This window comes from Streptomyces sp. NPDC006463, from assembly GCF_042870715.1.
GTDB lineage: Bacteria > Actinomycetota > Actinomycetes > Streptomycetales > Streptomycetaceae > Streptomyces.
The window spans coordinates 92,877-110,611 of sequence record NZ_JBIAHP010000011.1 but is presented as its reverse complement, the minus strand read 5'-3'; the positions used below and the strand labels follow the sequence as shown (position 1 = coordinate 110,611).

Sequence of the window (17,735 nt, the reverse complement as noted above, 5' to 3'; positions counted from 1 at the left end):
ATGAACGACTACGCCAGCTACACCACCGGCGAGCCGCTCGCCGACACCAAGGCACCCGAAGGACCGATCGCGGAGCGCTGGGACCGGCGCCGCTTCGAGGCCAAGCTCGTCAACCCGGCCAACCGCCGCAAGCACACCGTCATCGTCGTCGGCACCGGCCTGGCCGGCGGCGCGGCCGGCGCCACCCTCGCCGAACAGGGCTACCACGTCGTCCAGTTCTGCTTCTCCGACTCCCCGCGCCGCGCGCACTCCATCGCCGCCCAAGGCGGCATCAACGCCGCGAAGAACTACCGCAACGACGGCGACTCGGTGCACCGCCTCTTCTACGACACCGTCAAGGGCGGCGACTTCCGCGCCCGCGAGTCCAACGTCCACCGCCTCGCCCAGATCTCCGTGGAGATCATCGACCAGTGCGTGGCCCAGGGCGTCCCCTTCGCCCGCGAGTACGGCGGCCTCCTCGACACCCGCTCCTTCGGCGGAGTCCAGGTCTCCCGCACCTTCTACGCCCGCGGCCAGACGGGCCAGCAGCTCCTCCTCGGCGCCTACCAGGCCCTGTCCCGGCAGATCGCCGCCGGCAACGTCGAGATGCACGCCCGCACCGAGATGCTCGACCTGATCACGGTCGACGGCGTGGCCCGCGGCATCGTGGCCCGCGACCTGGTCACCGGCGAGATCTCCACCCACTACGCCGACGCGGTGGTGCTGGCGAGCGGCGGCTACGGCAACGTCTTCTACCTCTCCACCAACGCCATGAACTCCAACGCGACCGCCGTCTGGCGGGCACACCGCCGCGGCGCGTACTTCGCCAACCCCTGCTTCACCCAGATCCACCCCACCTGCATTCCGCGCACCGGCGACCACCAGTCCAAGCTCACCCTGATGAGCGAGTCCCTGCGCAACGACGGCCGCATCTGGGTCCCCAAGGCCAAGGGCGACACCCGCCCCGCCGCCGACATCCCCGAGGCGGAGCGCGACTACTACCTGGAGCGGATCTACCCCTCCTTCGGCAACCTCGTCCCCCGCGACATCGCCTCCCGCGCCGCCAAGAACGTCTGCGACGAGGGCCGCGGCGTCGGCCCCGGCGGCCAGGGCGTCTACCTCGACTTCGCCGACGCCATCCGCCGCATGGGCCGGGACAAGGTCGCGGAGAAGTACGGCAACCTCTTCGAGATGTACGAGCGGATCACCGCGGAGAACCCGTACGAGGTCCCCATGCGGATCTACCCGGCCGTGCACTACACGATGGGCGGCCTGTGGGTCGACTACGACCTGCAGACCACCGTCCCCGGCCTGTTCGCGATCGGCGAGGCCAACTTCTCCGACCACGGCGCCAACCGCCTCGGCGCCTCCGCCCTCATGCAGGGCCTCGGCGACGGCTACTTCGTCCTCCCCTCCACCATCAACGACTACCTCGCCCGCCACCCGCACCACGACGAGATCGACGACAGCCATCCCGAGGCCGCGGCCGCCGTCCGCGAGACCCGTGACTGCCTCGCGAAGCTGCTCGCCGTCGACGGCGACCGTACGCCCGACTCCTTCCACCGCGAGATCGGCGAACTCATGTGGGAGTACTGCGGAATGGCCCGCACCGACGCCGGCCTGCGCAAGGCACTCGCCCGGATCCCGCAGATCCGCGAGGAGTTCTGGCGGCGCATCAAGGTCCCCGGCAGCGGCGAAGAGTTCAACCAGTCGCTGGAGAAGGCCAACCGCATCGTCGACTACCTCGAACTCGCCGAGCTGATGTGCCTCGACGCCCTGCACCGCGCCGAGTCCTGCGGCGGCCACTTCCGCGAGGAGTCCCAGACCCCGGACGGCGAAGCCGCCCGCCGCGACGAGGAGTTCGGCTACGCGGCCGCCTGGGAGTACCAGGGCACCGGCGCGGCCCCCGTCCTGCACAAGGAAGACCTCGTCTTCGAGTACGTCCACCCCACCCAGCGGAGCTACGCATGAAGCTCACCCTGCGCGTCTGGCGCCAGCAGAACGCCGACGCCCCCGGCGCCATGGCCTCCTACGAGGTCGACGGCATCTCCAAGGACATGTCCTTCCTGGAGATGCTCGACACCCTCAACGAGGACCTCATCCTGCGCGGCGAGGACCCGGTCGCCTTCGACCACGACTGCCGCGAGGGCATCTGCGGCGCGTGCAGCCTCGTCATCAACGGCGACGCCCACGGCCCGGAACGCACCACCACCTGCCAGCTCCACATGCGCTCCTTCGCCGACGGCGACACCATCGACGTCGAGCCCTGGCGGGCCGCCGCCTTCCCGGTGGTCAAGGACCTCGTCGTCGACCGCGGCGCCTTCGACCGGATCATCCAGGCCGGCGGCTACATCACGGCCCCCACCGGGTCCGCCCCCGAGGCGCACGCCACCGCCGTGCCCAAGGCCGACGCCGACTTCGCCTTCGAGCACGCCGAGTGCATCGGCTGCGGAGCGTGCGTGGCGGCCTGCCCCAACGGCTCCGCGATGCTCTTCACCTCAGCCAAGGTCAACCACCTGGGCGTCCTCCCGCAGGGCTCGCCGGAGCGCGAGAGCCGCGTACTCGACATGGTGGCCCGGATGGACGAGGAGGGCTTCGGCGGCTGCACCCTGACCGGCGAGTGCGCCACGGCCTGCCCCAAGGGCATCCCGCTGCCGTCGATCGCCGCGATGAACAAGGAGTGGCTGCGGGCGGTCCGCAAGGGCTGAGCCGCGCCCCGGCCCTCGGCCCTTGATCGGGCCCAGGCCCCGCCCTCATCGGGTCAGCCGATCGGCTGACCCGATGAGCCGACCGGGCGCTCATCCGGGATCCGCGCCGTGCCGTGTCCGGGCGGCGCACGGCCCGTGGCGGACAGTGGCCGCATGCCAGCAGCCCCCGCCGGGTCCGGACCGCGCCGCCGCACGGTGCTGGCCGCCGCCCTCGCCCCGCTCGCGATGGCCGGCTGCTCCACGGACGACCGTCCCCGCGGCCCCGCCCCCGGCGCGCAGCCCGTGCCCAGGGACGCCCTGATCATGGTGATCCGGCACGCGGAGAAGCCGTACGCCGGTGACTCGGGCCGGGACGAGGAGGGCGAGGACGACCCCGGTTCGCTGGCCAGGCGCGGCTGGCGCCGGGCCGAGGAGCTCCCGCGGCTCTTCCCTCCGGCCCGCGGTTCCGCACTGCCCCGCCCCCGGCGCCGTATTCGCGGCCGGCGGCAAGGCCGAGGCCCCCGCCCGGTGCAAGCAGACCGTGGCCGCGCTGGCCACCGCACTGCGCACCCCCGTCCGCGCCGACTTCGCCCTCGGAGCCGAACCGGCCCTCGTCCACGTCGCGCTGGCCGCCCCGATGCCCGCATTGGTCTGCTGGGAGCACACCGGCATCCCCCGCCTGGTCCGGGCCCTCGGCGCCCACGAGGTCCTCGGCGTCCCCGCGGCCTGGCCCGACCGCTACGACCTCGTCTGGCAGTTCACCCGCAGCCGGGGCCGGTGGAGCTTCCGCGAACTGCCGCAGCACCTGCTGCCGGGCGACGCCTGAGTCGTGCCCACCAGGGCCGCTCCGAGTCCGCCCTGCCCACGGCGATCACCGTGACGTCCGCTCCCCCTCCGCGGCCTTCCCGAGCGCCCGCATCAGATAGGCCCCCGTGCGACTGCCCGCGGTGCGGGCCACCTCCGCCGGGGTGCCCGCCGCCACGATCCGCCCGCCCTCCGTGCCACCGCCCGGGCCCAGGTCGATGACCCAGTCCGCGCCCGCCACCACAGCCATGTCGTGCTCCACGACCACAACCGAGTGCCCCGCGTCCACCAGCCCGTGCAACTGCCGCAGCAGCACCCGGACATCGGCCGGATGCAGCCCGGTCGTCGGCTCGTCCAGCAGATACAGCGTGTGGTCCCGGCGCAGCCGCTGCAGCTCCGTGGCCAGCTTGATCCGCTGTGCCTCGCCGCCCGACAGCTCGGTGGCCGGCTGCCCCAGCCGCAGGTAGCCCAGCCCGATGTCCTCCAGCGCCCGCAGGCTGCGCGCCGCCGCCGGCACCTCCGCGAAGAATCCGGCCGCCGACTCCACCGTCAGCGCCAGCACCTCCGCGATGTTCAGGCCCTCGTACCGGACCTCCAGGGTCTCGGCGTTGTACCTGGCGCCCGCGCACTGCGGGCACGGGGCGTACGTACTCGGCAGGAACAGCAGCTCCACCGAGACGAAGCCCTCGCCCTGACACGTCTCGCACCGGCCGCCCGCCACGTTGAAGGAGAACCGGCCCGCCTTCCAGCCCCGCGCCTTGGCCTCCGGCGCCGCTGTGAAGAGCCTGCGCACCACGTCGAACAGGCCCGTGTATGTCGCCAGGTTGGACCGCGGGGTGCGGCCGATCGGCTTCTGGTCGACCTCCACCAGCCGCCGTACGGGGAAGTCCGCTTCCGCGAGCCGCTCTTCGACCTCCCGGGCCAGCGCCTGCCCGACCAGCGTGGACTTCCCCGACCCCGACACGCCGGTCACCGCCGTGAACACGCCCAGCGGGAAGTCGGTGCTGACATCCCGGAGGTTGTGCCGGTCGATGCCGCTGAGCCGCACCGTCCCGGTCGCCTCCCGCACCGGGCGCCCGGCGGCCGCCGGCTCCCGCACCCCGAACAGGTGCCGGGCCGTCGCCGACTCCGGCACACCGGCGAGCGACTGCGGCCGCCCGCTGTACAGCACCCGGCCGCCGTGCTCCCCGGCCCGCGGCCCCACGTCCACCAGCCAGTCCGCGTGCCGGGCCACATCCAGATCGTGTTCCACGACGAACACCGTGTTCCCTGCTGCCTTCAGCCGGTCCAGGACACCGAGCAGCGCCTCGGTGTCGGCCGGATGCAGTCCCGCCGACGGCTCGTCCAGTACGTACACCACCCCGAACAGCCCCGACCGCAGCTGCGTCGCCAGCCGCAGCCGCTGGAGCTCGCCCGTGGACAGGGTGGGCGCCGCGCGGTCCAGGCTCAGATAGCCGAGCCCCAGCTCGACGACGGGCCCGATCCGCGAGCGCAGGTCCTCGGCGAGCACCCGCGCAGCCTCGCCGCCCGCCTCCGGGACCCCGCACGCGCCGGCCAGTACGCGGTCCAGGTCCGTCAGCGCCAGCGCCGCCAGTTCGGCGATGCCGTACCCCGCGAAGGTCACCGCCAGCGCTTCCGGCCGCAGCCGCCGCCCTTCGCACGCCGGGCAGGGGGAGTCGGTGAGGAAGCTCTCCGCGCGGGTCCGCAGGGTGGCGCTCTTGCTGTCGGAGAAGGTCCGCATCACATAGCGGTGGGCGCTCATGTACGTGCCCTGGTACGGCCGTTGGATCCGGTCGGCCTCGCGCACCGGGTGCACGGTCACCACCGGCTGCTCCTCGGTGAACAGGATCCACTCGCGGTCCTTCGCCGGCAGCTCCCGCCAGGGCCGGTCCACGTCATGGCCCAGCGTCTCCAGGATGTCCCGCAGGTTCTTGCCCTGCCAGGCGCCGGGCCAGGCGGCGATCGCGCCCTGACGGATGGACAGGCCGGGGTCGGGAACGAGGAGTTCCTCGCTGGTGCGGTGGATCCGGCCCAGTCCGTGGCACGAAGGGCAGGCCCCGGCGGCGGTGTTGGGGGAGAAGGCGTCGGAGTCGAGCCGCGCGGCTCCCGGCGGGTAGGTCCCGGCCCGCGAGTAGAGCATCCGCAGCGAATTGGACAGCAGGGTCACGGTCCCGACCGACGAGCGCGAGCCCGGCGAGGAACGGCGCTGCTCCAGGGAGACGGCGGGCGGCAGCCCCGTGATGGAGTCCACCTTCGGGGCGCCGATCTGGTGGATGAGCCGGCGGGCGTACGGGGCCACGGACTCGAAGTACCGGCGCTGGGCCTCGGCGTAGATCGTGCCGAACGCGAGCGAGCTCTTGCCGGAGCCGGAGACCCCGGTGAACACGGTCAGCGCGTCGCGCGGGATGTCCACGTCGACGCCGCGCAGGTTGTGTTCGCGGGCTCCCCGGACGCGTACGTGGGAATCGCGGCCGTCGGGGTCATGGACGGAAGAGTCAAGGTCGGCGGGCTGGTGCATTCGTCCTATTTTAGAGCCTGGGCCGGGGGGTGAGGCCCGTGACCCGGGCCAGCCTGCGATAGGAGTCCACCAGCGCCGCCCGGTCGTACGTGGAAGTGGTGACCAGCAGTTCGTCCGCCCCGGTCAGCTCGGCGACCTCCGACAGCTGCGCCGCGACCTGTTCCTCGGTGCCGTGGACGTGCCCGGCCAGTGCCCCCTCGTACAGCTGCCGCTCCTTCGGGGCCATGGCCAGGGCCTCGACCTCCTCGGCCGGCCGCAGCGGCGGGAAGCTGCCCCGGGTACGGGAGTGGGCGAGGGACCACGCCTCCGGGACCAGGATCCGGCGGGCGTCCGCAGCGGTGGCGGCCACCGCCACCGTCCCCGAGACCACCACGTACGGTTCCGTGCCCCATGCGGTGGGCCGGAACTCCTTGCGGTACGCCTCGACGACCTCCGTGACCTTGCCGCGGGCCCGCAGGTCTCCCACGACGAGCGGCAGCCCGGCCCGCGCGGCGATCCCGGCGCCTTCGCCGGTGGCCAGCACGTAGGGCGGAATCCGCAGCCCCTCGGCGGGGCGGGCGTGCACCTCGGGATGCGCCTGCTGGCTGCCGTCGAGCCAGCCCAGCAGCTCTGCCAGCTGCTCCTCGAACAGGCCGGCGTCACCGATGTCCCGGCCCAGGGCCCGCCGGATGCCGTTGGTGAAGCCGACCGAACGGCCGAGCCCCATGTCGATCCGGCCGGGGAACAGTGCCTCCAGGACCCCGAACTGCTCCGCGACCACCAGCGGCTGGTGGTTGGGCAGCATGACCCCGCCCGTCCCCACCCTGATCCGCCGGGTGGCTCCGGCGACGGCGGCGGCCAGCACGGTCGGCGCGGAGCCCGCGACCCCGGGCACGCTGTGGTGTTCCGATACCCAGAAGCGGTGGTAACCGAGCTCCTCGGCCGTCCGGGCCAGGTCCACGGTGTCGCGCAGGGCCTGCGGGGCCGGGTGGCCCTCACGGGTGCGGGACCGGTCGAGTATGGAGAGTCTGCGGATCACACAGGTCTCAACGTCCCGGGGCCGTGAGGATTCCCGCGACTCGGCCTAGGGTTGCGGGATGAGCGGGAACACCCACCGGCCGCTGGCCGTCTTCGACATCGACAACACCCTGGCGGACACGGGCCACCGCCAGCACTTCCTGGAGCGCCGTCCCCGCGACTGGACCGGCTTCTTCGCCGCGGCCCCGGCCGATCCGCCGCTCGGGCGCGGGGTGGCGCTGGCGGTGGAGAGCGGGGCCGACTGCGAGGTGGTGTACCTGACCGGCCGTCCCGAGCGCTGCCGGGCGGACACGGAGGACTGGCTCGTCCGGCACGGCCTGCCCGAGGGCCGGCTGTGGATGCGCGGGAACCAGGACCGGCGGCCGGCCCGGACGACCAAGCTGGAGGTGCTGAAGCGGATCGCCCGGGGCCGGGAGGTGCGCATGCTCGTCGACGACGACGAACTGGTCTGCCAGGCCGCCCGCGCCGCCGGATTCCGGGTCGTCCTGGCCGACTGGGCGGCGGACGCCCCCGAACTCCAGGCGGCCCAGGAGGGTGAAGGCCGGACCTGAGCGTGCAGGGGAGCCGGGTCAGTCCTCGCCCTCCAGGCGGAAGCCGACCTTGAGCCCCACCTGGTAGTGGGCGATCTCGCCGTTCTCGATGTGCCCGCGCACCTGGACGACCTCGAACCAGTCGAGGTTCCGCACGGTCTGGCCCGCCCGGGCGATCCCGTTGCGGATGGCCTGATCGATGCCCTCGTGGGAGGTGCCGACGATTTCGGTCACCCGGTACGTGTGATTGGACATGAGGGTCTCCCGACACTGAGTGGCTTCTGCCTCGTTCTACGGTGCCCCAGTAAGTCCGGCTCCGCGAACTTTGCGTGAACAGTCCCGACCGAAAGGCCCTTGACCCACCCATTGGTCTATGCCAATTTCAAGCCATCCCGAGATCCGTCCCCAGAAGGTGGCCTTTCGTGAAGATGCGCTTCCTCGCCGTGTGCACCGCCCTCGCGGCCGCGACCGCCCTGACGGGTTGCGGCCGGTGGGGTGACCCGGCCGGGGGGCCGCAGAAGGTGACGCTCTGGCTGATGAAGGGCAGCGCCTCGGAGGACTTCATCGGAAAGTTCACCACGTCCTTCGAGCGGGAACACCCGGGTGTCGACCTCGACGTCAGGATCCAGGAGTGGACGGGCATCGGCGAGAAGGTGAACGCCGTGCTGCAGGGCCGGAGCAAGGAGGGAGCCGACGTCATCGAGGTGGGCAACACCCAGGTCGCCCAGTACATCGAGACGGGCGGCCTCTCCGAGCTCACCCTCGAAGGCCTGCGCGAATGGGGCAGCAAGGACTGGCTCAGGGGCCTCTCCGACCCGGGAAGCGTCAACGGCGCCCAGTACGGCGTCCCGTGGTACGCCGCGAACCGGGTGGTGATCTACAACAAGGACCTCTTCGCGAACGCCGGGATCAAGACCGCGCCCAGGACCCGGGCGGAGTGGATCCAGACCACGCAGAAGCTCGACAAGGCCGGCCAGCAGGGCATCTACCTCGCCGGCCAGAACTGGTACGTCCTCGCCGGCTTCATCTGGGACGAGGGCGGCGAACTGGCCATCGAGACCGGCGGCCGCTGGGTCGGCAGCCTCGACGACGAGAAGGCCCTGGCGGGCATGGAGTTCTACAAGCAGCTCCAGGGCCTCGGCAACGGCCCCAAGGGCGCCGACGAGGAGACGCCCCCGCAGTCGGAGGTCTTCGCCGGCGGCCAGGTCGCCCAGATCATCGCCCCGCCCGGCCAGGCCGCCGCGATCGAGGCGGCCAACCCCGCGCTCAAGGGCAAGCTGGGCTACTTCCCGATCCCCGGCAAGACCTCCGACAGGGCGGGCGCCGTGTTCACCGGCGGCTCGGACCTGATCATCCCGGAGAGGACCCGGCAGCGGAAGGAGGCCGTGGCCGTGATCACCGCGCTGGTCAGCGAGAAGTGGCAGACCGAACTCGCCCGCACGATGAGCTACGTGCCGAACAAGACCACCCTGGCGCACGTGGTCGAGGGCAACGACGGCGCCGCCAGCATGGCCGTCGGCGCCGCCCAGGGCCGGGCCACCCCGAAGTCCGCCCGCTGGGCCGAGGTCGAGGCGAAGAACCCGATCAAGCCCTTCATGACGGCCGTCCTCACCGGCCAGGACCCCAAGCAGGCGGCCAGGGCGGCCTCCGACACCATCAGCAAGGTGCTCAGCTCCGACCGCTGACCCGACCGCTGGCCCGACCGCCGACCCGGCCGGGTCCACGGACCGTCGCCGGGACCACCGCCGGGACCGCCGCCGGAACCCCCGCGCGGACCGCCGGCCGAGCATCGCAGGGAGCGCCGCGGGGAGCACCGTCGAGTTCAGCGTCCGCACATCCGCGTGCCGCTGAGCGGTCATGTCGAATCCAGCCGGTAACGGAAGAAGTAAAGGAGCCAGGTCGCACACCTGCCGGCCTGGCTCTCCGTGCCCGGATCAGGAGCCGCCATGACCATCGCACCCCTGTCCCCGTCCCCCCTTTCCCCGGCCGCCGCCCCAGCCGCCACGCCCGCCCCAGCCGCCAGGCTCGCCCCGGCCACCACGCTCGCCCCGGCCGCCACGGGCACCGCCCCGGCCGACGGGCCCCGCTACGCCGTACGCCTCGCCCGCAACGAGGACGAGGTACGCGCCGCCCAGAGCCTGCGCCACCTGGTCTTCGCCGGCGAGCTCGGCGCCCGCCTGGACGGGCCCGAGCCCGGCCTCGACGCCGACGCCTTCGACGCCTACTGCGACCACCTCCTCGTCATCGACGAGGAACGCGAGCAGGTCGTCGGCACCTACCGGCTGCTGCCCCCGGAGCGGGCCGCCGTCGCCGGGCGCCTCTACTCCGAGGGCGAGTTCGACCTCTCCGCCCTCGCCCCCATCCGCCCAGACCTGGTCGAGGTCGGCCGCTCCTGCGTCCACCCCGACCACCGCAACGGCGCCGTCATCGCCCTCATCTGGGCCGGCCTCGCCCGCTACATGGAGCGCTCCGGGCACAACTGGCTCGCCGGCTGCTGCTCGATACCGCTCGCCGACGGCGGGGTCCTGGCCGCCGCAACCCGTGAGGCCGCCCTGGCCCGTGCCTTCGCCCCCGAGGAGTACCGGGTCACCCCCCACCTCCCCTGGAACCCCGAGGGCATCACCTTCCCCGCCCGCATGGAGCTGCCCCCGCTGCTGCGCGGCTACCTGCGCCTGGGCGCCTGGGTCTGCGGCGAGCCCGCCCTCGACGCCGAGTTCGGCTGCGCCGACCTGTACGTACTGCTCTCCCTGCGCCGCACCAACCCGCGCTACCTCAAGCACTTCCTCTCGCTCGTCCCGGGCGAATGAGCGTCTGGCTCCCCACCTCGCCCTGCACCCCCGAGGCCTGCGCCGGCCACGAGGGGAGCACCGCGAGCGTCCCGCACGCGGTGCTCCGGCTCACCGCCGCCATCGCCCTGATCCTGGCCGGGATCCTCGGCGCCCCGCCACTGCGGCTGCTTCCCGCCCGACCCCGGCACGCCGTGGTACGGGCCTGGGCGGCCGCGCTGGTACGGGCCTTCGGCATACGGATCACCGTGCACGGCAGCACCGGCCCGGGCGGCGGCCGCCTCGTCGTCGCCAACCACATCTCCTGGCTGGACATCCCGCTCGTCGCCGCCGCCCTGCCCTGCCGGATGCTGGCCAAGAGCGACATCCGGGCCTGGCCGGTCCTCGGCCGCCTCGCCGGACAGGCCGGAACCCTGTTCATCGAACGCGACCGGATCCGCGCCCTGCCCGCCACCGTCGAGAGCGTCACCGGCGCGCTGCTGGCCGGCGACCGGGTCACGGTCTTCCCCGAGGGCTCCACGTGGTGCGGGCGCGCCCAGGGCGCCTTCCGCAGGGCCGCCTTCCAGTCGGCCCTGGACGCACGGGTGCCCGTACAGCCCATCCGCCTCACCTACCGGCGGTGCGACGGGCAAACTGCCGGGGAGCCCGCCTTCGTCGGGGACGACCCGCTGACCGCCTCGCTCTGGCGGATCGCCCGGGCCCGCGGAATACGGGCCGAGGTCACGCTGCTGCCGCGGATCCCGCCGGGCCGTCACACGGACCGGCGGGACCTCGCGGCCGCCGCTCAGACGGCCATCGCCGCCGCCTCACACCCGGTACCGCTCCCGGGCATCCCCACTCAGCCCGCCAAACCGTTGGCGACCGACAAGGACAGTGCGAAACGGCCCGCCGCGTCCGTCCACCACTGGGTCAGCTCCAGCCCTGCGGATGCCAGTTCCTTCCGCACCCCCTCCTGACGGAACTTCGCGGACACCTCCGTCAGGATCTCCTCACCCGCCGCGAACGGCACCACGAGATCCAGCGCCCGGACCTTCACCAGCACCTCGGACCGGGCCCGCAGCCGCATCTCGATCCATTCCTGCTCCCGGTTCCACACCGCCACGTGCCGGAAGTCGGCGGTGTGGAAGTCAGCGCCCAACTCCCTGTCGATCACGGCCAGCACGTTCTTGTTGAACTCGGCCGTCACCCCCTGCGCGTCGTCGTACGCCGCCACCAGCACGGCCTCGTCCTTGACCAGGTCCGTGCCGATCAGCAGCGTGTCCCCGGGCGAGAGCATCGCCCGTACGGACGCCAGGAACACCGCCCGCTCCGGTGGCAGCAGGTTCCCGATCGTGCCGCCCAGGAACACCACCAGCCGGGGCCCGGGGGACTGCGGCAGACTCAGCGCCGCCGTGAAATCGGCCAGCAGCGCGTGCACCCGCAGCCCCGGATGCGCCCCCAGCAGCGTCTCGGCCGCACCGGCCAGGGCGCTCTCGCTCACGTCCACCGGGATGTAGGTGTCCAGCGCGGGCATCGCCTCGATCAGGTGCCGGGTCTTCTCCGAGGAACCGGAGCCCAGCTCCACCAGGGTCCGGGCCCCGCTCGCCGAGGCGATCTCCTGCGCCCGCTCCAGCAGGATCTCCCGCTCCGCACGAGTGGGGTAGTACTCGGGCAACCGGGTGATCTCCTCGAAGAGTTCACTGCCCCGCGCGTCGTAGAACCACTTGGGCGGCAGCACCTTGGGGGTCTGGGTCAGCCCTTGCAGCACATCCGCGCGCAGCGCGGCCTCCGCGGCGTGCTCATCGAGGGTCCGGGTCATCTGGAAGTCGTTCACGAGCGCTCCTTCTCCCTCATCGGGGTCTCCTTGAGCGGGGTCAGCTCGACCCGGGCAGGGGTGGCGGTCAGCAGGGTCCGGTCGGGCACTTCGCACCAGCGGGAGTCGTCGTCGTACGGCTCGGACGCCACCACCATGCGCTTGGTCAGCGTGTCGGCCAGATACCAGAGCGAATCGCCCCAGGCCGTCGCGGCTATGGAGGTCCCGTCCGTCAGCAGCAGGTTCAGCCGGGAGCCGGGAGCGGCCGCGGCCAGCTCCCGGACCGGGCCGGCCAGTGCCGTGCCCAGATCGTCCCCGGCCCGCAGCCGGTGCAGGACCAGCGCCCAGACCAGCGCCGAATCCGTGCGCGCCTCCAACTGGAGCAACTCCTCGGGCGGCAGGCCGAGCGCGAGCGGAGCCGCAGCGTCCGGCCAGTCCCGTATCAGGCCGTTGTGGCTGAACAGCCACGGCCCGTCCGAGAACGGCGCCGCCGCGGCCTCCCCGTCGGCCCCGGGCCGCGTGGCGTCCCGTACGGCGGCCAGCGCGGCCCCGCTGCGGACCACGCGGGCGAGATCGGCGAATGTCAGGTCGGACCAGATCGGCCCGGCCTTTCGGTAGCGGGCCGGCACCGGGTCGTCGTCGGCGTACCAGCCGACGCCGAATCCGTCGGCATTGATCGTGCCGTTGCGCTGGCGGCGCGGCTCCCAGGACTGGTGGACCAGCGAGTGCTCCGGCTCGCTCAGCAGCCGCCCGAGCGCCACCACCGGCCCCACATAGGCGAGATGACGGCACATCAGACGTCCCTCGCGGTGCGGAAGCCGGAGAATATCTGCCGCCGTACCGGCAGGTCCCAGTTGCGGAAGGTCCCCCGGCAGGCAACCGGATCCACCGCGAAGGAACCGCCTCGCAGCACTTTGTGCTCCGGCCCGAAGAACACCTCCGAGTACTCGCGGTACGGAAAGGCCCGGAACCCCGGGTACGGCAGGAAATCGGAGGCCGTCCACTCCCACACGTCGCCGATCAGCTGGCGCACCCCCAGCGGGGAGGCCCCGGCCGGGTAGCTGCCCGCCCGGGCCGGACGCAGGTGGCGTTGGCCCAGGTTGGCGTGGGCGGGGGTGGGGTCGGCGTCGCCCCACGGGTAGCGGGTCGAGCGGCCGCTCGCCGGATCGTGCCGGGCTGCCTTCTCCCACTCGGCTTCCGTCGGCAGCCGGCGCCCCGCCCAGCGGGCGTAGGCGTCCGCCTCGTACCAGCTGACGTGCAGCACCGGCTCCTCGCCCGGCACCGGCTCGGTGACTCCGAAGCGGCGGCGCAGCCACTGTCCGCCCTCGCGGTGCCAGAACAGCGGTGCCCCGATGTCGTGTTCGCGGATCTGCTCCCAGCCCGCAGGCGCCCACCAGCGGGGCTCGCGGTAGCCGCCGTCAGCGATGAACGCCTCGTACGCGGCATTGGTCACCGGCACCGTGTCGATCCAGAACGGCGCCGTGTCCCGGGTGTGCGCGGGACGCTCGTTGTCCAGCGACCATGGTTCGGCCGAGGTGCCCATGGTGAACGGGCCGCCGGGAACCAGCACTTCGGCCGCGAGCGGCGGATCGTAGTCGGGATCCGGGTCCGGGGCGGTCAGTACGGGAGCGCCCCGCCGGAGCTGATGGGTGATCAGCATGGTCTCGTCGTGCTGCTGCTCGTGCTGGGCGATCATCCCGAAGGCGAAGCCGGAGTCCAGCAGCGCCGTACCCTCCAGCGGAGTGCGCTCAAGCAGGTCGAAGACCCTGCCGCGCACCTCGGACGCGTAGCGGCGGGCCTCCTCGGGTCCCAGCAGCGGCAGTTTCGGCCGCTCGGAACGGGGATGCTCGAACGCGTCGTACAGCGAATTGATCTCGGGACGCATGGACTCGCGCCCCGCGACGTTGCGCAGCAGCCAGAGCTCCTCCTGGTTCCCGATGTGCGCCAGGTCCCAGACCAGCGGGGACATCAGGGGGGAGTGCTGCGCGGTGAGGTCCTCGTCGGTCACGGCGTCGGTGAGCGAAGCCGTACGGGCCCGTGCGGCGGTCAGCGCGGCGGCCGCCCGTTCCCGCAGGCCGGGGTGGGATTCGGTGGTCACGGCCGGGCCTCCCTCGCGGTGGGCCGCGGCTGGGGCGGGTCATCGGCCGGGCTGCGGCCGCGCAGGACGTAGCGCTCGGAGAAGGCACCGACCGTCTCCCGGACGTGGGCGCTCGCGCCCAGCCGGGGCAGCGCCTCGGCGGCGGCCCGGAAGCAGGCCTTGGCGGCCGCCCGCAGCTCCGGATCGGACAGGCCGCGGCGGGCGGCGGACATCCAGAGCGGATTGTGGGGCGCGGGACCGGAGCCGTAGGTGTCGGCGAGTCCCTTCGCGACCCGGTACGCGGTCTCGGCCGCCTCCGCATCGTCGAACAGGGCGTGCACGACGGCCACCGGGACCAGCCAGCCGTCGTCACCGGGCTGGGCGTCGATCATCCGCAGCTCCAGGTGGCCGCGTGGCCGCACGGGTGGGAACAGCGTGGTCAGGTGGTAGTCCAGGTCCTCCGCGGTGGGGCGCCGCAGCCCGGGGTGGCCGCCCGTGCGCAGCCAGTCGCGGAAGGTGATGCCGCGCGGCATCGTCCACGGCTCGCCGTCGTAGGACCGTACGCACATCACCTCGGTGTCCAGTGCCTGGCGGGTCCAGCTGTCGCGCGGCGGGCCGTCCAGCGGCGGGGCGAGCGCGCGCCGGCCGACGTCGATGTCGGCCCAGGTGCCCTGGCGGGCACAGCGCCATCCGGCGTACGGGCCCTCGTGCGCGGGCGAGTTGGCGAAGGCGGCCACCAGGACCGCGCCCAGCAGGTGCGCCAGGCGCCAGCGCCGGCCGTGGCCGAGTATGCCCGGCTCCTCGTGCCCGGCGTCCACACAGACCTGTACGGAGGCGGAGGCGCACATCATGGCGCGCCCGGCCGGGCCGGTGCGGTCGAAGTAGGCCTCCATCGCGTCGTAGCGGGGGCTGGCCAGCAACCGGCGGTACGGGCGGCGGGAGTCGTGGCCGTGGCCGTGCAGGACCAAGCCCTGGGTGAGCAAGGCGGCCCGTACGGCGGTGAGGTCGTCCTGCAGGCTGTCCACGCAGCCGCTGAGGGAGGTGGCGGGGGCGGAGCTGAGTTCCAGCTGGCCGCCGGGTTCCACGGTCACCCGGGAGTGGAGGGGCAGGGCGCGGGCGGCGGCGTGCGCGGCGCGCAGCCGCTCGGGGGGCAGGGGCTGACCGGGCCGTTCCGCGTCCAGGACGAGCCATTCGAGCTCGGCTCCGAGGAGGCGGGGCGGGCCGGTCTTGAAACAGATGCCGTGGACCAGGTCCTCGGCCTCGGTCTCGGTGATCGCGAGTGCGGGCGGGCGGGCGGCAGGCGGAGCGGGTGATTCCTGTGACATGACCGGGTCCTCGTCTCCTGTCGTCGGTCGTGACATCACTCGTCCCTACCCGTCCGCCGGGCACAAATGCCTTTGCCGGCGAGGCTGGTGGTGCAGAAGATAAAGGTGTGAGCAGCAGATTGCGCGAGATCGCGCGGGAGAACGCGGAAATCCTGGCGGCCGGTGGCTACCGGACGCAGTCGGGGCGGCAGATCGCGCTGGCCGCCGCCCTGGCGGAAGCCAAGGCAGGAACAAGACTATATGGACCAAACCGTGTCATTCCAGGCGAGGTGATCGCGAGTAGGGGCGGCGAGACGGCCGTCGAGGTCACGGGGGAGAGCAGCACGGTCGCCGCCCGCAGGCTCGCGGCTGAGGGCCTGGAGCCGGTCCCGCAGGGTGGCGGGGTGGCCGTGCTGAACTTCGCTTCGGCCCGGAATCCCGGCGGCGGCTACGTCCGCGGCGCCAAGGCCCAGGAGGAGGCCCTGTGCCGTGCCTCGGCGCTGTACGAGACCCTGCTGGAGGCGCCGGAGTACTACGAGGTCCACCGCGCGGAACGCAGCACCTTCTACACCGACCGGGTGATTCACTCACCAGGGGTACCCGTCTTCCGCGACGACCGGGGCACGCTGCTGGAGAACCCCTTCCGGGCCGGCTTCCTGACCTCCCCGGCCCCGAACGCGGGCACGATCCGGCGCCAGGAACCGCAGCGGGCCGCGGAGATCCCGGCGGCGCTGGTACGGCGGGCTGGGCTCGTCCTTGAGGTCGCCGCGCTGCACGGGTACCGGGGGCTGGTGCTGGGCGCGTGGGGGTGCGGGGTGTTCCAGAACGACCCGGCGGACGTGGCGGAAGCCTTCCGCGGACTGCTGGCGGGACGGTTCGCGGGAGTGTTCGACCGGGTGGTGTTCGGGATCCTGGACCGCGATCCGCGGACGCGGGAGACCTTCGAGCGGGCCTTCGCGGCGTAGGGGCCGGGCGGCGGCGTCACGGCCCTCTCGTGTTCCTCCTCCCGTGCGACGAGGGGCGGCAGGGCCGGAGCGCAGCCCGCGGCCAGCTAACCCGCCCCGGTGAGGGCGAGCAGGGTGGCGAGCAACGGGCGGTACGGGAGCCGGTCGCCGAGCGGCACCAGCAGAAAGATCCCGGCCGTGTAGCCCACCTGGGTCGCGGTGACCACCAGGGCGGCGGAATCCGGCGACGCGCCCAGCCCGGCGACGACCAGCGGGCTGATCGCCTGCGGGAAGTACCGTCCGTGTTCGCCCACAAGCCCGCGCCACCGCTCAGCCCGGACCAACCACCGATGCTGGCGTACCCCAGCCGCGGAGTGGCGACGCTCTGGAGCGACAGTGCTCGGCCTGCTCCACGGGCCGCTGCCCACGGTCGAGATCGCCCGCCTCCCCAGGGTCACCCCGAGCGCCGTCTCCCAGTACCTGCGCGTCCTGTACGCCGCAGGCCTCACCACCCGGGCACGCGCCGGACGGCAGGTCCTGTACCGCCGCAGCCCCCTCGGCGTCCAGCTGACCGGCTACCGCCAGCCGTAGCGCTCGCGCAGCCGGTCGACGACCAGCTGGAAGCGGCCCCGGTCCAGCGCGCAGGCCTCGCGCCGCATCCCCGACTCGTGCACCCGCAGTACCCGGTCGACGTCCACCCAGGACTCCCGCCTGGCGCTGTCCCACGGTCCCGTGCCGATCGGCACCCACTCCCGGTCGTGGTCGTGCCGCTTGCTGGACAGCTGTACGGCGAGCAGGGTCCGCCCGCCCGCCTCCCGGGCCACGACGAGCACCGGCCGGTCCTTGCCGCGGCCGTCGTTTTCCTCGAAGGGCACCCAGGTCCACACGATCTCGCCGGGATCGGGGTCCCCGTCGGGGTCGGGGGCGTACGACGTCTGCACCGGGCCGATGGCCTGCGGATCGGCCTCGGTGGTGGCGGTGGCGCCGTCACGGCCGGGCTGGTCGATGCGGGCGGGGCCGGAGGTACCGGAGGTGCCGGAGCTGCCGGAGGTGCCGGAGTCCCTGTGGTGCGAAAGGGCCGTCATCCGGGTGAGGGTAGCGGGTTGGGGGGTGGCTTCGGGTGGGGCGGGGTGTCCGCTGGGCGGTGTCAGGGATCAGGGAGGTGGGTCGGTGGCTTCGGGCGGGTTGCTGCCCTCGGGCGGGATCAGGGAGGGGCTGGGGGTTTCCCGTCCGTCCCATCGTCTTCCGGGTCGGGCCGGCCCCTCAAGGGCGCTCCTTCGTCGCGTCGCTGCGCGAT

The 17,735-nt window shown here is 73.0% G+C and carries 17 protein-coding genes and 1 pseudogene; 9 read left to right on the top strand and 9 right to left on the bottom strand.

Going from position 1 to position 17,735, the window contains the following annotated elements; genetic code table 11:
• The 3 genes from ACFYOB_RS21270 (at position 1) to ACFYOB_RS21260 (ending at position 3,492) form a co-directional block, all read left to right on the top strand.
• Positions 1-1,950 carry a fumarate reductase/succinate dehydrogenase flavoprotein subunit gene (locus tag ACFYOB_RS21270; RefSeq protein ID WP_388561964.1) on the top strand — a complete coding sequence of 650 codons (1,950 nt, stop codon included), beginning with the start codon at positions 1-3 and terminating at the stop codon, positions 1,948-1,950.
• Positions 1,947-2,687, top strand: coding sequence for a succinate dehydrogenase/fumarate reductase iron-sulfur subunit (locus ACFYOB_RS21265; RefSeq protein ID WP_388561604.1), 741 nt, complete (start codon positions 1,947-1,949; stop codon positions 2,685-2,687). The genes ACFYOB_RS21270 and ACFYOB_RS21265 overlap by 4 nt, the downstream gene beginning before the upstream one ends.
• A 520-nt stretch (positions 2,688-3,207) precedes the next feature.
• Positions 3,208-3,492 carry a hypothetical protein gene (locus ACFYOB_RS21260; protein ID WP_388561602.1) on the top strand — a complete coding sequence of 95 codons (285 nt, stop codon included), beginning with the start codon at positions 3,208-3,210 and terminating at the stop codon, positions 3,490-3,492.
• A 45-nt stretch (positions 3,493-3,537) separates the two neighbouring features.
• On the opposite strand, the gene ACFYOB_RS21255 is transcribed toward ACFYOB_RS21260, so the two are convergent.
• Both ACFYOB_RS21255 and ACFYOB_RS21250 read right to left on the bottom strand, forming a co-directional pair.
• Complete coding sequence (locus tag ACFYOB_RS21255; protein ID WP_388561600.1) at positions 3,538-5,988, bottom strand: ABC transporter; 2,451 nt, start codon at positions 5,986-5,988, stop codon at positions 3,538-3,540.
• Between the two features lie 10 nt (positions 5,989-5,998).
• Positions 5,999-7,006, bottom strand: coding sequence for an LLM class flavin-dependent oxidoreductase (locus ACFYOB_RS21250; RefSeq protein WP_388561598.1), 1,008 nt, complete (start codon positions 7,004-7,006; stop codon positions 5,999-6,001).
• A 58-nt stretch (positions 7,007-7,064) separates the two neighbouring features.
• Here ACFYOB_RS21250 and ACFYOB_RS21245 point away from each other — a divergent pair, with 58 nt between their 5' ends.
• Positions 7,065-7,556, top strand: coding sequence for a hypothetical protein (locus ACFYOB_RS21245; protein ID WP_388561596.1), 492 nt, complete (start codon positions 7,065-7,067; stop codon positions 7,554-7,556).
• A gap of 18 nt (positions 7,557-7,574) precedes the next feature.
• Here ACFYOB_RS21245 and ACFYOB_RS21240 read toward each other — a convergent pair whose 3' ends face one another.
• A complete protein-coding gene (locus ACFYOB_RS21240; protein WP_030663252.1) occupies positions 7,575-7,790 on the bottom strand; it encodes a dodecin in 216 nt (71 codons plus the stop codon).
• Positions 7,791-7,957: 167 nt separating this feature from the next.
• Between ACFYOB_RS21240 and ACFYOB_RS21235 the strand changes: the two genes are divergently transcribed.
• The 3 genes from ACFYOB_RS21235 (at position 7,958) to ACFYOB_RS21225 (ending at position 11,277) form a co-directional block, all read left to right on the top strand.
• Positions 7,958-9,220: an extracellular solute-binding protein gene (locus tag ACFYOB_RS21235; protein WP_388561594.1), complete on the top strand. Its 1,263-nt coding sequence runs from the start codon at positions 7,958-7,960 to the stop codon at positions 9,218-9,220.
• A 261-nt stretch (positions 9,221-9,481) separates the two neighbouring features.
• A complete protein-coding gene (locus tag ACFYOB_RS21230) occupies positions 9,482-10,342 on the top strand; it encodes a GNAT family N-acetyltransferase (RefSeq protein ID WP_388561592.1) in 861 nt (286 codons plus the stop codon).
• Positions 10,339-11,277: a lysophospholipid acyltransferase family protein gene (locus ACFYOB_RS21225; RefSeq protein ID WP_388561590.1), complete on the top strand. Its 939-nt coding sequence runs from the start codon at positions 10,339-10,341 to the stop codon at positions 11,275-11,277. Before ACFYOB_RS21230 ends, ACFYOB_RS21225 begins: the two co-directional genes overlap by 4 nt.
• Here ACFYOB_RS21225 and egtD read toward each other — a convergent pair.
• The 4 genes from egtD to egtA are packed head-to-tail and all read right to left on the bottom strand — an operon-like array spanning position 11,160 to position 15,515.
• Complete coding sequence (gene egtD / locus ACFYOB_RS21220) at positions 11,160-12,119, bottom strand: L-histidine N(alpha)-methyltransferase (RefSeq protein WP_388561962.1); 960 nt, start codon at positions 12,117-12,119, stop codon at positions 11,160-11,162. The two genes, ACFYOB_RS21225 and egtD, sit on opposite strands and share 118 nt — an antisense overlap.
• Positions 12,120-12,130: 11 nt before the next feature.
• Entirely contained in the window at positions 12,131-12,907 is a 777-nt protein-coding gene (gene egtC, locus ACFYOB_RS21215; RefSeq protein WP_388561588.1) for an ergothioneine biosynthesis protein EgtC, read from the bottom strand.
• A complete protein-coding gene (egtB, locus tag ACFYOB_RS21210; protein WP_388561586.1) occupies positions 12,907-14,211 on the bottom strand; it encodes an ergothioneine biosynthesis protein EgtB in 1,305 nt (434 codons plus the stop codon). The genes egtC and egtB overlap by 1 nt, the downstream gene beginning before the upstream one ends.
• Entirely contained in the window at positions 14,208-15,515 is a 1,308-nt protein-coding gene (gene egtA, locus ACFYOB_RS21205) for an ergothioneine biosynthesis glutamate--cysteine ligase EgtA (protein WP_388561583.1), read from the bottom strand. Before egtA ends, egtB begins: the two co-directional genes overlap by 4 nt.
• A 107-nt stretch (positions 15,516-15,622) precedes the next feature.
• On the opposite strand from egtA, the gene ACFYOB_RS21200 reads away from it, so the two are divergent.
• Positions 15,623-16,459 carry a TIGR02452 family protein gene (locus ACFYOB_RS21200; RefSeq protein WP_388561581.1) on the top strand — a complete coding sequence of 279 codons (837 nt, stop codon included), beginning with the start codon at positions 15,623-15,625 and terminating at the stop codon, positions 16,457-16,459.
• A gap of 89 nt (positions 16,460-16,548) precedes the next feature.
• Here ACFYOB_RS21200 and ACFYOB_RS21195 read toward each other — a convergent pair.
• Positions 16,549-16,782 (bottom strand): annotated as a pseudogene (locus ACFYOB_RS21195) (hypothetical protein); the annotation flags it as partial.
• Between the two features lie 52 nt (positions 16,783-16,834).
• Here ACFYOB_RS21195 and ACFYOB_RS21190 point away from each other — a divergent pair.
• On the top strand, positions 16,835-17,029 hold the full coding sequence (locus ACFYOB_RS21190; protein ID WP_388561579.1) for an ArsR/SmtB family transcription factor: 195 nt from the start codon (positions 16,835-16,837) through the stop codon (positions 17,027-17,029).
• On the opposite strand, the gene ACFYOB_RS21185 is transcribed toward ACFYOB_RS21190, so the two are convergent.
• A complete protein-coding gene (locus ACFYOB_RS21185; RefSeq protein ID WP_388561577.1) occupies positions 17,014-17,523 on the bottom strand; it encodes a type II toxin-antitoxin system PemK/MazF family toxin in 510 nt (169 codons plus the stop codon). The two genes, ACFYOB_RS21190 and ACFYOB_RS21185, sit on opposite strands and share 16 nt — an antisense overlap.
• Positions 17,524-17,735: the final 212 nt, after the last annotated feature.

Excerpts from the sequence above, each read along its gene's own strand:
- ACFYOB_RS21270 (WP_388561964.1), top strand. The coding sequence starts at position 1 with ATGAACGACTACGCCAGCTACACCACCGGCGAGCCGCTCGCCGACACC.
- ACFYOB_RS21265 (WP_388561604.1), top strand. The coding sequence starts at position 1,947 with ATGAAGCTCACCCTGCGCGTCTGGCGCCAGCAGAACGCCGACGCCCCC.
- ACFYOB_RS21255 (WP_388561600.1), bottom strand. The coding sequence starts at position 5,988 with ATGCACCAGCCCGCCGACCTTGACTCTTCCGTCCATGACCCCGACGGC.
- ACFYOB_RS21245 (WP_388561596.1), top strand. The coding sequence starts at position 7,065 with ATGAGCGGGAACACCCACCGGCCGCTGGCCGTCTTCGACATCGACAAC.
- ACFYOB_RS21240 (WP_030663252.1), bottom strand. The coding sequence starts at position 7,790 with ATGTCCAATCACACGTACCGGGTGACCGAAATCGTCGGCACCTCCCAC.
- ACFYOB_RS21230 (WP_388561592.1), top strand. The coding sequence starts at position 9,482 with ATGACCATCGCACCCCTGTCCCCGTCCCCCCTTTCCCCGGCCGCCGCC.
- ACFYOB_RS21225 (WP_388561590.1), top strand. The coding sequence starts at position 10,339 with ATGAGCGTCTGGCTCCCCACCTCGCCCTGCACCCCCGAGGCCTGCGCC.
- egtD (WP_388561962.1), bottom strand. The coding sequence starts at position 12,119 with ATGACCCGGACCCTCGATGAGCACGCCGCGGAGGCCGCGCTGCGCGCG.
- egtC (WP_388561588.1), bottom strand. The coding sequence starts at position 12,907 with ATGTGCCGTCATCTCGCCTATGTGGGGCCGGTGGTGGCGCTCGGGCGG.
- egtA (WP_388561583.1), bottom strand. The coding sequence starts at position 15,515 with ATGTCACAGGAATCACCCGCTCCGCCTGCCGCCCGCCCGCCCGCACTC.
- ACFYOB_RS21185 (WP_388561577.1), bottom strand. The coding sequence starts at position 17,523 with ATGACGGCCCTTTCGCACCACAGGGACTCCGGCACCTCCGGCAGCTCC.